14 protein-coding genes are annotated in these 14,732 nt (G+C 53.6%); 7 read left to right on the top strand and 7 right to left on the bottom strand.

From position 1 onward, the window contains the following. Positions 1 to 65 precede the first annotated feature (65 nt). The 6 genes from AURUGA1_RS04875 (at position 66) to AURUGA1_RS04850 (ending at position 4,472) form a co-directional block, all read left to right on the top strand. Positions 66 to 692: a superoxide dismutase gene (locus AURUGA1_RS04875; RefSeq protein WP_114129120.1), complete on the top strand. Its 627-nt coding sequence runs from the start codon at positions 66 to 68 to the stop codon at positions 690 to 692. A gap of 129 nt (positions 693 to 821) precedes the next feature. Continuing rightward, a complete protein-coding gene (gene gap, locus AURUGA1_RS04870; protein ID WP_114129119.1) occupies positions 822 to 1,829 on the top strand; it encodes a type I glyceraldehyde-3-phosphate dehydrogenase in 1,008 nt (335 codons plus the stop codon). 15 nt (positions 1,830 to 1,844) lie between these two features. Then, positions 1,845 to 3,056 carry a phosphoglycerate kinase gene (gene pgk / locus AURUGA1_RS04865; RefSeq protein WP_114129118.1) on the top strand — a complete coding sequence of 404 codons (1,212 nt, stop codon included), beginning with the start codon at positions 1,845 to 1,847 and terminating at the stop codon, positions 3,054 to 3,056. After that, positions 3,050 to 3,835: a triose-phosphate isomerase gene (gene tpiA, locus AURUGA1_RS04860; RefSeq protein ID WP_114129117.1), complete on the top strand. Its 786-nt coding sequence runs from the start codon at positions 3,050 to 3,052 to the stop codon at positions 3,833 to 3,835. The genes pgk and tpiA overlap by 7 nt, the downstream gene beginning before the upstream one ends. Positions 3,836 to 3,852: 17 nt before the next feature. Then, the gene (gene secG / locus AURUGA1_RS04855; RefSeq protein ID WP_114129116.1) at positions 3,853 to 4,101 is read left to right on the top strand and encodes a preprotein translocase subunit SecG; all 249 of its coding nucleotides are present in this window, start codon (positions 3,853 to 3,855) and stop codon (positions 4,099 to 4,101) included. A 2-nt stretch (positions 4,102 to 4,103) separates the two neighbouring features. Then, a complete protein-coding gene (locus AURUGA1_RS04850) occupies positions 4,104 to 4,472 on the top strand; it encodes an RNA polymerase-binding protein RbpA (protein ID WP_096380787.1) in 369 nt (122 codons plus the stop codon). A gap of 66 nt (positions 4,473 to 4,538) precedes the next feature. Here the strand turns inward: AURUGA1_RS04850 and pgl are convergent, their stop codons facing one another. The 6 genes from pgl to tkt form a co-directional block, all read right to left on the bottom strand. Then, positions 4,539 to 5,279, bottom strand: coding sequence for a 6-phosphogluconolactonase (pgl, locus tag AURUGA1_RS04845; RefSeq protein ID WP_114129115.1), 741 nt, complete (start codon positions 5,277 to 5,279; stop codon positions 4,539 to 4,541). Further along, positions 5,276 to 6,217 (bottom strand): glucose-6-phosphate dehydrogenase assembly protein OpcA, encoded by a 942-nt coding sequence (locus tag AURUGA1_RS04840; RefSeq protein WP_114129114.1) that lies wholly within the window; start codon positions 6,215 to 6,217, stop codon positions 5,276 to 5,278. The genes pgl and AURUGA1_RS04840 overlap by 4 nt, the downstream gene beginning before the upstream one ends. Beyond that, on the bottom strand, positions 6,214 to 7,755 hold the full coding sequence (gene zwf, locus AURUGA1_RS04835) for a glucose-6-phosphate dehydrogenase (RefSeq protein WP_114129113.1): 1,542 nt from the start codon (positions 7,753 to 7,755) through the stop codon (positions 6,214 to 6,216). The genes AURUGA1_RS04840 and zwf overlap by 4 nt, the downstream gene beginning before the upstream one ends. A gap of 10 nt (positions 7,756 to 7,765) precedes the next feature. Next, complete coding sequence (locus tag AURUGA1_RS04830) at positions 7,766 to 9,373, bottom strand: glucose-6-phosphate isomerase (protein ID WP_114129112.1); 1,608 nt, start codon at positions 9,371 to 9,373, stop codon at positions 7,766 to 7,768. Continuing rightward, positions 9,374 to 10,480, bottom strand: a complete 1,107-nt coding sequence (gene tal / locus AURUGA1_RS04825; RefSeq protein WP_114129111.1) for a transaldolase — start codon at positions 10,478 to 10,480, stop codon at positions 9,374 to 9,376. It lies immediately after the preceding gene. Positions 10,481 to 10,561: 81 nt separating this feature from the next. Next, on the bottom strand, positions 10,562 to 12,658 hold the full coding sequence (gene tkt / locus AURUGA1_RS04820) for a transketolase (protein WP_114129110.1): 2,097 nt from the start codon (positions 12,656 to 12,658) through the stop codon (positions 10,562 to 10,564). Between the two features lie 201 nt (positions 12,659 to 12,859). Here tkt and AURUGA1_RS04815 point away from each other — a divergent pair, with 201 nt between their 5' ends. Further along, positions 12,860 to 13,780, top strand: a complete 921-nt coding sequence (locus AURUGA1_RS04815; RefSeq protein ID WP_114129109.1) for a heme o synthase — start codon at positions 12,860 to 12,862, stop codon at positions 13,778 to 13,780. On the opposite strand, the gene AURUGA1_RS04810 is transcribed toward AURUGA1_RS04815, so the two are convergent. Further along, positions 13,777 to 14,679, bottom strand: coding sequence for a heme A synthase (locus AURUGA1_RS04810; RefSeq protein ID WP_114129108.1), 903 nt, complete (start codon positions 14,677 to 14,679; stop codon positions 13,777 to 13,779). The genes AURUGA1_RS04815 and AURUGA1_RS04810 overlap by 4 nt on opposite strands. Between the last annotated feature and the right edge of the window lie 53 nt (positions 14,680 to 14,732).

The raw sequence follows: 14,732 nt of genomic DNA, 5'->3' as shown, positions 1-14,732 counted from the left end.
TAAAATAATTGCCGAGACGGTTAACACCAGTAAGACCCCCACCTCACGTTCTAAGGAGAACACCTGTGGCTAATTACACACTGCCCGAACTGGATTATGACTATTCAGCTCTCGCACCTCACATCAGTGCAACCATCATGGAGCTGCACCACAGCAAGCACCACAAGGCCTACGTTGATGGCGCAAACACTGCACTTGAGAAGCTCGCAGAGGCTCGCGAGAAGAACGACTTTGCCAACATCAACAAGCTCCAGAAGGACCTCGCATTCCACTTGGGTGGTCACACTAACCACTCCATCTTCTGGAAGAACCTCACACCAGGTTCTGAAGAGCGCCCCACAGGTGAACTCTCTGCTGCCATTGATGAGTACTTCGGTTCATTCGACGCTTTCAAGGCGCAGTTCAACGCGGTAGCACTTGGCCTTCAGGGCTCTGGCTGGGCATTCTTGGCTTGGGATGCACTGGGCAAGAACCTCATTATTGAGCAGCTGTATGACCAGCAGGGCAACATTGCAGCTGGAACTATTCCTCTGCTCATGCTCGACATGTGGGAGCACGCCTTCTACTTGGATTACAAGAACGTGAAGGGCGACTATGTCACAGCGTTCTGGAACATCATCAACTGGTCAGACGTATCGGCGCGTTTTGACGCCGCTCGCAAGGGCGCATCCAGCGTCCTGCTATTCTCTTAGTAGTTGACAACGGGTGTCTCGAAACTTTTCGGGGCACCCGTTCCTACTGATTTTTCATCAAAGTAATACCCTCCCTCCACCCTCACCACCCTTGGAGCAACATGCTCCCTAACATCACTTGGAGACGAAGTGACTGTCAAAGTTGGAATCAACGGTTTCGGCCGTATTGGACGTAACTATTTCCGTGCTGCACTCGCACAGGGCGCTGACATTGAAATTGTCGCTGTGAACGACCTCACCGACACCAAGGTGCTCGCACACCTGTTGAAGTATGATTCGGTAACCGGTCGTCTGGACGCTGAAGTTTCACACGACGCCGAGAACATCATTGTTAACGGCAAGAAGATCAAGGTTCTCGCAGAGCGCGACCCTGCTGACCTCGGCTGGGGCAAGCTCGGTGTTGACGTAGTCATCGAGTCCACCGGTCGTTTCACTGACCGTGCAAACGCCGAGAAGCACATTGCAGCTGGTGCAAAGAAGGTTCTGATTTCAGCTCCTCCCACCGGCAATGACATTCCTACCTTTGTGATGGGTGTCAACAACGAGAAATATGACGCTGCTAACGATCACGTCATCTCGAACGCGTCCTGCACCACCAACTGCCTCGCACCACTCGTGCAGGTATTTGATAAGGAGTTCGGCATCATCACCGGTTTGATGACCACTGTTCACGCGTACACCGCTGACCAGAACCTCCAGGATGGCCCTCACTCTGACCTGCGCCGCGCACGCGCTGCAGCAATCAACATCGTTCCTTCCTCCACTGGTGCTGCAAAGACCATCGGTAAGGTTCTGCCTGAACTCAACGGCAAGCTCGACGGTTTCGCACTGCGAGTTCCCGTTCCAACCGGTTCGATCACTGACCTCACGATTCAGGTAGAGAAGCCAGTGACTGAAGATCAGGTCAAGGCTGCATTCAAGGCTGCTGCGGAAGGCCACCTCAAGGGCATTCTGAAGTACACCGAGGACGAGATTGTCTCGAGCGACATCGTGACTGACCCACATTCGTCAATCTTCGATGCTGGTCTGTTACGTGTTCTGGGTAACCAGGTCAAGATCTCCAGCTGGTACGACAACGAGTGGGGTTACTCCAACCGTCTGGTTGACCTGACAGAGTACGTCGGCGCCAAGCTCTAAAGAAAGTAATTCAATATGGCACTTCGCACCCTTTCCTCACTCGGTTCGCTTGCTGGCAAGCGCGTTTTGGTCCGCTGTGACCTTAATGTTCCGCTGAAGGACGGTGTGATTACTGACGACGGACGTATTCGTGCGTCGCTGCCAACATTGACCGCTCTGCTCGATCAGGGAGCCCGTGTTGTGGTGATGAGCCACCTCGGGCGCCCTGACGGAGCTCCCGAGGCTAAGTACAGCCTCGAACCTGCCGCCATTCGCCTGGGTGAATTGCTCGGCAAGCCCGTTGCCTTCGCCGCCGACACGGTAGGTGAGTCCGCAACGGCAACTGTTTCTACACTGGCTGATGGCCAGATTGCTGTCCTAGAGAACCTGCGATTTAACCCAGGGGAGACTTCCAAGGACGAAGCTGAGCGTGGCGCATTCGCTGCACAGCTTGCCGAGCTTGGTGACGTGCTCGTCTCTGACGGTTTTGGCGTCGTTCACCGCAAGCAGGCTTCGGTCTATGACCTGGCCAAGCTGGTTCCCAGCGCAGCAGGTCTGCTCATCGAGACTGAACTCGAGGTTCTCGACCGCCTGACTGAAAACCCTGAGCGCCCCTACACCGTTGTCCTTGGTGGTTCGAAGGTTTCTGACAAGCTCGGTGTGATTTCTCACTTGCTTCCGCGCGTTGACACGATCCTGGTTGGCGGAGGAATGGTATTTACCTTCCTTGCTGCACAGGGTTACAAGGTCGGTGCCAGTTTGCTCGAGGTTGACCAGCTCGACACCGTCCGCGGCTACATCGCCGATGCCGAAGCACGTGGCGTGAAGATTATTCTTCCCACAGACATCGTGATGGCGAGCAAGTTTGGTGCTGATGCAGAGCACGTTGTTGCTTCGGCAGATGCTCTCGAAGACACTGTTTTCGGCGCAACCGGTATGGGACTCGACATTGGACCTGCGACTGGTAAAGCATTTACCGACCAGATCAAAGCTTCCAAGACAGTGTTCTGGAACGGCCCTGCCGGCGTGTTTGAAATTCCTGCCTTTTCTGAAGGCACCCGCGCAATTGCTCAGGCACTAACCGAAGTCGACGGCCTCAGCGTTGTCGGTGGCGGTGACTCAGCTGCTGCTGTGCGCATTCTTGGTTTCACAGATGACCAGTTCGGTCACATTTCAACCGGTGGTGGAGCTAGCCTCGAATTCCTCGAGGGCAAGCGTCTACCTGGCCTGGAGGTCCTTGGATGGTAAACACTCGTACCCCGCTCATCGCGGGCAACTGGAAGATGAACCTGGATCACCTCCAGGCAATCGCCTTCGTACAGAAGCTGGCTTGGACTCTCAAGGATGCCGGTCACAAGTACACCGACGTTGAGGTGTCTGTCTTCCCGCCCTTTACCGACATTCGCTCTGTGCAGAACTTAGTTGAAGCAGACAAGCTCGAGCTTGCGTACGGTGCACAGGACGTGTCCATGCACGACTCGGGCGCATACACTGGCGAAATCCCTGGGGGATTCCTCAAGGCACTGGGTTGCTCCTACGTCATTATTGGTCACTCTGAGCGTCGTCAGTACCACGGTGAAACTGATGAGATCGTGGGAAACAAGGTCAAGGCTGCTCTCAAGCACGGTGTTGTTCCTGTCCTCTGTATTGGTGAAACCGAGGCAGAACTTGAAGAGTTCGGTCCTTCTGCTGTTCCTGTCGCACAGCTGAAGAAGGCGCTCGAGGGTGTTTCTCAGGATGCTGACATTGTGATTGCTTATGAGCCTGTCTGGGCCATCGGTACTGGCAAGGTTGCAACCGAAGAGCAGGCGGAAGCAGTTTGCGCAGCTCTTCGCGTAGCTCTCGGTGAAGTTCTCGGCGACGCTGCTGCACAGCGCACACGTATTCTTTACGGTGGCTCAGTAAAGGCCAACAACATTGCCGGATTCATGCGTCAGCCCAACATTGATGGTGCACTCGTCGGTGGCGCAAGCCTTGATGTTGCTGAGTTCTCGAGCATTGCTCGATTCCAAAAGCACGTAATTTAGTCGGGTAGACTTTACATATGCTAATTCTCGAGATTGTTTTGCAGGTACTGCTTGCTCTTACCAGCCTGCTCCTCACTCTGCTGATCCTTCTTCACAAGGGTCGCGGTGGAGGTGTCTCAGACATGTTTGGTGGCGGTATGAGCTCAACTCTCGGATCCTCCGGAGTTGCAGAACGCAACCTCAATCGTTTGACCATCATTTTGGGGCTGGTGTGGATTACGTGCATCGTCCTTCTCGGCCTCATTACTAAGTTCCAGGGAGCATAACAATGGCATCTGGCGGTAGTGCAATTCGTGGATCGCGCGTCGGCGCGGGACCCATGGGTGAACAAGATCACGGTATTCACGCAGAACGCATCGCAATTTCTTACTGGGATGCGCTCGGTAACGAGACTGTTCGTTATTTCGCGGCAAATCTTCCCGAGGAAGAAATTCCAGAGATTATTGATTGCCCACAGTCTGGGCTCCCAGCTGGTCGCGACAAGGAAAACCCACCCGAGCTGGCAAAGCTTGAGCCCTACAAAACTCATCTTGCCTACGTGAAGGAACGTCGCACAGAAGAAGAGGCTGAGCAGATTCTTGAGGATGCTCTCCACCAACTTCGCGTTCGTCGCGGAACGGTGAAGCCTACCAAGTAGTTTTCAGCCCAAAAACCCCCACTCGCATGAGTGGGGGTTCTTTGCATAAGTTGAGAAGAAACGCGACTATTCGTCTTCGTCAATCAATCGAGAAGCAGCTGCTTCGTCGGTAAAGAACACAGTTTCCTCTTTGCCCTCAACGGCGCTCACGGGCGCTTCTGAGGCGCTTTCAGAGGTAAACGCGGCATAGATGGCATCTGCTTTGTCAGCTCCGGAGGCGACAACCCAGACGAATTTAGAGTTATTGAGAGCAGGAAGCGTTAGGCTGATGCGTTCTGCTGGTGGTTTAGGAGAATTACGCACCGCAATCACAGCGCGGTCATCGATCTCAATACCTTCAAGACCTGGAAACAAACTCGCGATGTGGGCATCGGGCCCAACTCCCAAGAAGGTGATGTCGAACTCAGGAAGCTCAGGCCAGAATCGTGCGAGCTCGTCGTCGTAGGAATCCACTGCTTCATCCAGCGTCAAGCCTGCATCCGAAGCAGGCATGCGGTGAACATTCTCCTCTGGGATGGGCAAGCGGTGAATCAGAGCAGCTGTTGCTTGGCCCTCATTGCGGTCGGGGTGGCCCGCAGGGACAAAACGTTCATCTCCCCACCATAGGTGGATTCTTTTCCAATCCAATTTGTGGGTGGGATCAATGTTTTCCAGCAGAGCAATACCGACAGTTCCTCCAGTGAGGACAACGTGGACGCTCTCTTGTTGCAGAAGAAGATCTTTGACCGATTCTTCGAAGATTTCGTCGATGTTGTCAATGAGTTCTTGCTTATCGGCATATGCCTCAAGCGTGGTTTCTTCACTCACGTGGTCACCATTTTGATTTGGGGGAGACCTTCAGTGACCACGCGCCCATAAACTTCATCGGGGTCCAAGCGGCGCAGCTCCTCTGCGAGACAGTCACGCAGGCTTCGCAGTGGCATGGAAATGTCGTGATTGGGTTGATCTGGTTGTTTCAGGCGAGCTGTTGTCGGCTCAACGCGAGTGAGTTCGATGTCGCCAGATTTGCGCACCAGGCGAACGCCGTGAATCCCTCGCCAATTCAAACCAGTGTGAGTGAGATCACAGGTGACGGGAACTTGAAGTTGGAGTTGCAGCCAGGCTGCAAGCATTTTTGCTGCAGGGAAATCTGGCGTGGACGTGACATGAGCCTCAATGATGGGCTCATACGGTGGCTGATCAAGAACCGCAGCCAGTTGTGTACGCCACAGAGTTAGCCTTGTCCATGCAAAGTCAGCATCACCGGGTGAATACGTTCTGGACAAATCATTAAGAGCCTGCAGAGGTTCTGATTGAGCGGCAGAGTCGGTGATGCGACACTGTGCAATTTTGCCCAGCGCCGATTCAGAAACCTTCTTTGGTGCTGCCCCAGGCCACCACGCAACAACAGGAGTGTCTGGTAGGAGCAGCCCAGTAACCAAACCTTGTTGGTCAGAACCGACCTTGCCGTATGCGCGGAGCACGATAACTTCGCTGGCACCAGCGTCGCCGCCAACACGAACTTCAGCATCCAAGCGATTAGAAATGGAATGTTCCGGTTCGATGACTGAGAGCACGATGACGCGCATAGGGTGCTCACGGGATGCTTCATTTGCAGCAGCAATGGCAACTTCTTCTTCACCGAGAGTGGTAGAAATCAGGAGAGTCAGAACGCGGCCAAGAGCAACCGCACCGCCTTCTTCGCGAAGGTTCACGAGTTCTTTAGCAACCTTTGCCGTTGTTGTGTCAGGAAGTTCGAGGATCATGGACGTCTCCAAACACGGCCGTCACGGGCCATCAATTCATCGGCTGAGGCAGGTCCCCACGTTCCAGGGGCATATTGCTCAGGTTGGCCCTGGGTTGCCCAGAATTCTTCGATGGGGTCAAGAATTTTCCAGCTCAATTCCACCTCTTCGTGACGTGGGAAAAGTGGCGGTTCACCTAGCAGCACATCTAAAATGAGGCGCTCATATGCTTCAGGACTTGCCTCTGTAAATGCATGACCATAACCAAAGTCCATAGTTACGTCACGTACTTGCATGCCCGCACCCGGGACTTTCGAGCCAAAACGAATCGTGACACCCTCATCAGGCTGCACACGAATAACCAACGCATTCTGGCCCAGTGCAGAGGTTTGGTGGTCGGCAAACAAGTATTGCGGCGCACGCTTGAATACGACAGCGATTTCTGTCACGCGACGCCCCAGGCGCTTACCTGCTCGCAGATAGAAGGGGACACCCGCCCAGCGTCGCGTTCCAATATCCAGCCTCATTGCCGCATAAGTTTCTGTCACAGATTTGGGGTTCATGCCTTCCTCATCGAGGAAGCCAACTACTTCTTCACCACCCTGCCAGCCACTGGCATACTGACCACGAGCGGTTGAGTGCGCCAGGTTTTCTGGTAAGCGAACAGCAGCAAGAACTTTCTCTTTCTCAGCCCTTAAGTCTTCTGCATCGAAAGATATGGGTTCTTCCATGGCGGTCAGAGCAAGTAACTGTAAGAGGTGGTTTTGAATGACGTCGCGAGCTGCGCCAATACCGTCGTAGTAACCGGCACGACCACCCACGCCAATATCCTCAGCCATGGTGATTTGGACATGGTCAACATGCTCAGCATTCCACAGTGGTTCAAACAGTTGGTTGGCAAAACGCAAAGCAAGGATGTTTTGAACTGTTTCTTTACCGAGGTAGTGGTCAATGCGGAAAATAGAATCCGCTGGGAAGACAGATTCCACGACGTCATTGAGCTCACGAGCTGTCTTCAAATCTGAACCAAATGGCTTTTCAATGACGACGCGACGCCATTGACCCTCAACCTCATCTGCAAGCCCTGCACGCTTAAGCTGAGAAACTACCTCGGGGAAGGAGCGTGGAGGAACTGAAAGATAGAACGCATGGTTACCCATGGTTCCGCGTTTCTCGTCGAGCTCTGCGATTGTTTTTTTCAGACGTTCAAAGGCCTTGTCATCGTTGAATTCACCTTGAACAAAGCGAATACCCTTTGCCAGCTGCTGCCACACATCTTCACGGAATTCCGTACGCGCATATTGCTTCACGGAGTCATGCACGACCTGTGCAAAGTCTTGATCGACCCAGTCGCGACGAGCAAAACCGACCAAGGCAAACCCAGGAGGTAATAAACCTCGGTTTGCGAGGTCATAGACCGCAGGCATGAGCTTCTTGCGCGCTAAGTCGCCAGTAACGCCGAACAAGACAAGACCACACGGTCCAGCAATGCGGTTGAGTCGGCGGTCTTCGGCAACTCGAAGTGGGTTGTGATCGGCCGTGATGTCAACAGGTGACATGGTTTCCTCTTTAGTTGAAGGCTGCGAACAGGTGTTCGAGTTCAGTGGCGGGGTTCGTCAATGTGAGCGTGAGTACGGGACGACCATGTTCTGCCAAAACAGCTGCATCACCTGCCGCCTGAGCAGCGATCAATTCACCAAATGTAAAGGGGCGCTCAGGAATAACGACATCACCTGCAGGCTTCTGCAAGATTTGAATGAACACACCAACGGCGGGACCACCCTTGTGGAACTGCCCTGTGGAGTGCAGGAAGCGAGGCCCCCAACCGAAGGTGACAGGGCGACCAGCACGGGCGGCAACAAGATCACGAACGCCGTGTACCTCGGGGAAGTTCACGCGGTCAATGTAGGCCTGAATAGCAACATAGCCATCACTGGGCAATTGCTTGAGCACCGCAGTAATCGCTTCACGAACAGTGTGAGCATCTCCCAGATCGCCATGAGCACGAACTTCGATGCCTTTGTCGGTGAACAGTGGGGCAGTGGGTGCAGGGCGGTTATCCAACAACGCACGAGCAGCAACCTTTGCTGACTCCACATCAGGCTGGTCAAAGGGGTTGATGGCCAACAGGCGACCTGCAACAGCGGTTGCATATTCGAAAACAAGGAACATGGCGCCTAAGGTTCCCGAGACGAGGATTTCACCCTCGTGGCGGTCGTGCTTGAGCAGGTGGAATTCGTGAGCATCATCGACTAGACGAAGCACTTGAACATCTTCATATCCAGCACTCAGTTCAGGAGAGACAACATCCAGAACAACAGGAAGGATTCCCGTTCCTTCCTTACCTGTTGATTCAGCAATGAGCTGCTCGGCCCAATCGGGGAAACCAACGAGGTGTGTCCCGTCTGTGACCAGGGCAAGCTTGTTTTTCAGGGGAGAAGTTCCCGCGATGGCAGCACCCAAAATCAAACCTGGGTTCTCAGGCTGGTCAACAGCGAGGTCGATAGAGATAGCCTCTGCTTCGTTAAGTAGTTCGGTGATGTCCACACCAGCAAGTCCGGAAGGAACAAGGCCAAAAGCGGTCAGTGCAGAGAAGCGTCCACCCACGTTAGGGTCAGCATTGAAGACACGATATCCCGCTTCACGAGCAGACTTATCAAGCGGTGAACCTGGGTCAGTTACAACAATGATCCGCTCGAGTGGATCAATGCCCACCGCAGCAAACGCTGCTTCATAAATACGTTTCTGGCTATCTGTTTCAACGGTTCCACCAGACTTACTGGAAATAACTACTGCAGTGGTTTCAAGACGATCAGTAATTGCTGCTTGAATCTGGCCTGGTTCGGTTGAATCTAAAACGGTCAACTCGGCCTGCATCGTGGCGGTAATTACTTCAGGTGCGAGTGAGGAGCCTCCCATACCACCAAGGACAATGTGGTTGACACCTTTTTCGCGCAATTCATCACGTAATGCTTCAATCTCTGCAACGAGAGGGCGTGAGATTGCAACTGATTCTGTCCATCCCAAGCGAATCGCAGATTCAGCTTCTGCTGCGGCACCCCAGAGCGCTGGGTCCTGAGCGGTGATGCTCGAAGCGACCATGTCTGAAACGAGCTGAGGGACGTGCTTTTCAACAGCAGCTTCTGCTGCTCCGGATACTTTGATGCGAAAAGACATTTATGCTCCTGCTAGTGCGGTGTTGACGGTCTCGAGGAGTTCGCCCCAGGAGATGATGAATTTAGAGACACCCTCTGATTCAAGGACATTCGTGACGTCATCAAAGTCAATGCCAGCTGCAGCCAGTGCTGCAAAGACTGCCTTGGCATCGGCGTAATTGGTTGTGATGGTGTCACCGGTGATGACTCCGTGGTCAAATGTTGCCTGAAGAGTTTTCTCGGGCATGGTGTTGACGATGCCAGCAGCGACCAACTCGGTGACGTAGAGAGTGTCGGGAAGAGCAGGATCTTTCACACCTGTAGAGGCCCAGAGTGGGCGTTGCGCGTTGGCGCCGTCTGCAAGTAAAGAAACTGCCTGTGGTGTGTTGAACTGTGCTTCATAAAGCTCATAAGCCAGGCGTGCATTAGCCAGGCCTGCCTTGGACTTGAGAGCTAGAGCTTCAGGAGTGCCAATGGCGTTGAGGCGGTTGTCCACCTCAGTATCTACGCGGGAAACAAAGAAGGAAGATACAGAGTGTATCCGGGAAAGGTCGTGTCCGTTAGCTTTCGCTTTCTCCAGACCTGCAAGGTAAGCCTTGATAACTGCTTCGTAGCGCTCCAGCGAGAAGATCAGGGTGACGTTCACCGAGATGCCCGCGCCAATCACGTCAGTAATGGCATCCAAGCCGGCAAGGGTTGCTGGAATTTTGATTAACGCGTTGGGCTTGTTGACCTTTGCCCACAGACGCTTTGCTTCCTCAACGGTGCCTGGAGCATCGTGAGCAAGAGTGGGAGAAACCTCAATAGAGACACGACCATCCACACCGTTGGTTGCGTCGAATACACCCCGGAAGATGTCGCAGGCATCTGCAACATCGTCGGTGGTGATCTCAAAGACTGCAGCTTCTGCGTCTGCTCCCGCAGCAGCTAGCTGCTTCACCTGAGCTGCATAGCTTTCACCATTGGTAAGTGCACCAGCAAAAATGGTGGGGTTAGTGGTCACACCCACGACGTTCTTTTCAGCAATAAGTGCTTGGAGGTTGCCAGAGGTGATGCGCTCCCGAGAGAGATCATCGAGCCAAATGCTGACGCCGGCTGCGGACAGTTGTGCGGTGGGGGAGTTCGACATGAACCTGGATTCTCCTTGATGGGTGGTCAAATTTGAAGTTGTAATACGGGGCCAGAAAGGTTGTTCTTGACCCCGGGTGGATCATTTCTGGGCAGCAAGAGTTTCTTTTGCGGCGGCGACAGCGGCTTCAGTGGTAATGCCAAACTTGGTGAACAAGGTCTTGTAATCAGCCGATGCGCCGAAGTGTTCGATGGAAACGCTACGACCAGCGGAGCCGACGATCTTGTCCCAGGTCAGCGACAGACCGGCCTCGATGGAGACGCGTGCCTTCACTGCCGCAGGAAGAACACTCTCTTGGTATGCCGCAGGCTGCTCATAGAACCATTCGAGGCAGGGGACCGAAACCACACGAGCATGGATTCCTTCGCCGGCAAGTTGTTCTCGAGCTGCTACTGCAAGTTGAACTTCAGAACCGGTGGCGATGAAGATCACATCAGGCTTGCCGTTTGGTGCGTCAGCGAGAATGTAGGCGCCCTTTGCTGTTTCACGAGCGTGAGCGAAAGTGTCACCAGTTGCAACGCCCTCTCCGCGGGTGAACACGGGGATGTTCTGACGAGTCAGAGCAATACCTGCAGGCCCGTTTCGACGCTCCAAGATCGTCTTCCAGGCATAGGCAACTTCGTTCGCATCTGCGGGGCGAACTACATCTAACTCAGGTATAGCGCGCAGAGTGGCGAGCTGCTCAATGGGCTGGTGGGTGGGCCCGTCTTCACCGAGAGCAACCGAGTCATGTGTCCACACAAAGATCGAAGGGACTTTCATGAGTGCTGCTAGGCGCACTGCGGGGCGCATGTAGTCACTGAAGATGAGGAAGGTTCCGCCATAAGCGCGGGTCTTACCGTGAAGGGCTATACCGTTCAGAATTGCGCCCATGGCGTGTTCGCGGATACCGAAATGAAGAACGCGACCGTAGTTGTGACCTGTCCACTCGTGGGTTGACCACTGAGCAGGAACGAAGGACTTTGCTCCTTCAAGGGTGGTGTTGTTGGACTCTGCCAAGTCAGCAGATCCCCCCCAGAGTTCAGGAATCACGGAACCTAGAGCATTGAGTACCTTGCCCGAAGCGGCACGGGTAGAGACCTCGGTGCCACCTTCGAAGACAGGCAGAGCCGCTTCAACACCTTCAGGAAGCTGGCCTGCTTCGAGGCGGTCAAGAAGTTTCTTGTTCTCAGGGTTAGCTGCAGCCCACGCGTCAAAGCTCTTCTGCCATTCAGCGCGTTCAGCAGCTCCCTTGGCCACAGCCTTGCGGGTGTGCTCTAAGACTTCGTCAGCTACCTGGAAGCTTTGCTCGGGATCAAACCCAAGAACTTCCTTGAGGCCTTTGAGCTCATCTTCACCGAGTGCAGAACCGTGGATCTTTCCAGTGTTCTGCTTCTTTGGGCTTGGCCAACCAATGATGGTCTTGAGAATGATGAGCGAAGGCTTGTCAGTCACAGCCTTAGCTGCCTCAATAGCATCATTGAGGGCAGCGACGTCTTCAACATAGACACCGGTCTTCTTCCAGTCCACAGTCTGGACATGCCAGTCATAGGACTCATAACGCTTGGCCACGTCTTCGGTGAACGCAATGGTGGTGTCATCTTCAATCGAAATCTGATTGGAGTCGTAGATCGCGATGAGGTTACCCAACTGCTGGTGGCCAGCAAGCGAGGACGCTTCAGCGGTGACACCTTCTTGTAGGTCGCCGTCGCCAGCAATGACATAGACAAAATGGTCAAAAGGGCTAGTTCCTGGTGCTGCATTGGGGTCAAATAGACCACGTTCGAAGCGAGAAGCGTAAGCAAAGCCAACAGCGGAAGCGAGGCCTTGTCCGAGGGGGCCGGTGGTGATTTCCACACCCTTGGTGTGGCCATATTCGGGGTGACCAGGGGTCAGTGAGCCCCAGGTGCGCAAAGCCTTGAGGTCATCGAGCTCGAGGCCGTAACCGTTCAAGTACAGCTGAACGTACTGAGTGAGCGAAGAGTGGCCCACGGAAAGAATGAAACGGTCGCGGCCAATCCACTGGTCATCAAGTGGGTCGCGACGCATGACCTTGTTCCATAGCAAGTAGGCGGCCGGTGCGAGGCTCATAGCGGTTCCAGGGTGACCGTTACCCACCTTCTCGACTGCGTCTGCGGCAAGAACACGCGCGGTGTCAACTGCCTTGTTATCTAAATCGGACCAGTCGAGCTGCGCCATGTTTTTTATCGGCCTTCCGTTTTTCCGTGAGGGGAGGTGAGGGAGAAAATTACGATGGCCGGAAAAATAGGCCACACACGCCGAATAACGGCTCCTCTAAGTATAGGCACTGCTGGGCTTACGCCCTCGGGGAACGTGCCAAATGACACAGCGTTACCTCCCGTAGACTTGGACACCAAGGCCCAACTTCTCTGAGGACTCATGAACGCTTCCGAATCAGGCACCACTGCTGTGTCCACGGTCGGCTTTAAGCGCACAGTTGCTGCCTACGTTTCACTGACAAAACCTCGGGTGATGGAACTGCTATTAGCAGTGACAATTCCCACAATGTTCTTGGCCCAAGAAGGCGTCCCCAACTTGTGGCTGGTTCTTGCTGTACTGATCGGTGGAATGATGAGTGCCGGTTCGGCAGGGTCGTTCAATTGCTATATCGATCGCGATATCGATCGTTTGATGAATCGCACCAAAGGGCGCCCACTCGTCACAGGCGAAATCACTGACCGACAAGCCCTCATTTTCTCGTGGGCCCTTGCAGTTATTTCCACTGTATGGTTCTTGCTCTTTACCAACCTGCTCGCAGCATCGCTTTCCGTCTCAGCAATAGCTTTCTATGTCATTGTTTATAGCCTCGTGCTCAAGCGCCGAACTCCACAAAACATTGTCTGGGGAGGTGCAGCGGGGGGATTCCCAGTACTGATTGGCTGGGCAGCGGTAACAGGCTCACTGTCCTGGGCTCCGGTGATTTTGTTCCTCATCATTTTCTTGTGGACACCACCGCACTATTGGCCACTTTCTTGGCGATACCGCGACGACTACAAAAATGCGAATGTACCTATGCTCACTGTGGTGCGTGGCCGCGTTACAGTTGGCCTCCAAATCGTGCTCTACGCTTGGGCAACCGTTGCTGCCACGCTTTTACTTGTGCCGGTAGCAGAGATGGGTTGGACCTATACCGCTGTTGCTTTTGTGGCGGGTGCATGGTTCATTGTGGAGAGCCACCTGCTTTATTCACGAGCCTTGCGCCAGATAGACCCCAAGCCAATGCGTTTGTTCCACTTTTCAAATGGCTACCTGTCGGTTATCTTCCTAGCTGTAGCCATCGATGCACTGTTGCCGTTCTAGGCAACCTTTCGTAGCTTCAAAAGCACATACGTACTAGCAGCACTAACCAGGCAAGCTAGCAACATGTGGATACCCACCAACAACGGAGGTAGTCCGGTTCGAGACTGGATGATTCCTACAGTGATCTGCACCCCGTTGAGGATGATGAGCAGAATCAAGGAATGACGCAGAGCAAATAATCGAGCTCGAGAGGCCATCACGATGGCCAACAGGGTGAGTGCGACAGCGGTGTAGGCAGGGTATGAGTGCAGATGTTGCAGGATTTCTCCATTGAGCCCGTTCCTGCGTGCATCTGCATCACCAGCGTGAGGTCCAGATCCTGTCGTCAAAATTCCAAAGATGATCGTGATTATTTGAAAAACTGCAACCAACCACACAATCAGTGGAATCTTTGAACTCGATGGTTCAATGACCCAGGTGCGAGGGGCATTACCGTGATAAACGCGGTACACCAACATGGTTGAAAGAGCCACCATCACGATAGACACCACAAAGTGCAACCCAACAACATAGGGGTCGAGCTGGGTGAGAACTGAAATACCGCCGATGATTGCTTGGGCAGGAATACCCAAACCAATCACGAGAGCTAGCCAGAACAGATCTCGACGGTTTTTACGCATGCGGAAAATCAGCGCGAAAGTAATGACGGCAATGATGACCAAAGCAAATGTGAGAAGGCGGTTACCAAATTCAATTACTCCGTGAATACCCATTTCTGGAGTGGAGACAAAAGAATCTTCCGTGCACTTAGGCCAGGTCGGGCAGCCTAAACCACTTGCGGTCAACCGAACAGCGCCACCGGTGACCACAATGAGTGTTTGTGCAACAAAAGTTGCCCATGCCGCAATACGAACCTTGCGGTCAACGGAAGTGGGGAACCAATTCACGAATTTACTCACGTGGGAATATACCTACTCTGTTTGATGTTGTTCGCTGAAGAAGAACGCATTTA

Origin of the sequence: Aurantimicrobium sp. MWH-Uga1 (genome assembly GCF_003325955.1) — a bacterium.
Lineage (GTDB): Bacteria > Actinomycetota > Actinomycetes > Actinomycetales > Microbacteriaceae > Aurantimicrobium.
Note: the sequence above shows the minus strand (reverse complement) of the source record. Positions and strands in the feature narration are given on the sequence as shown.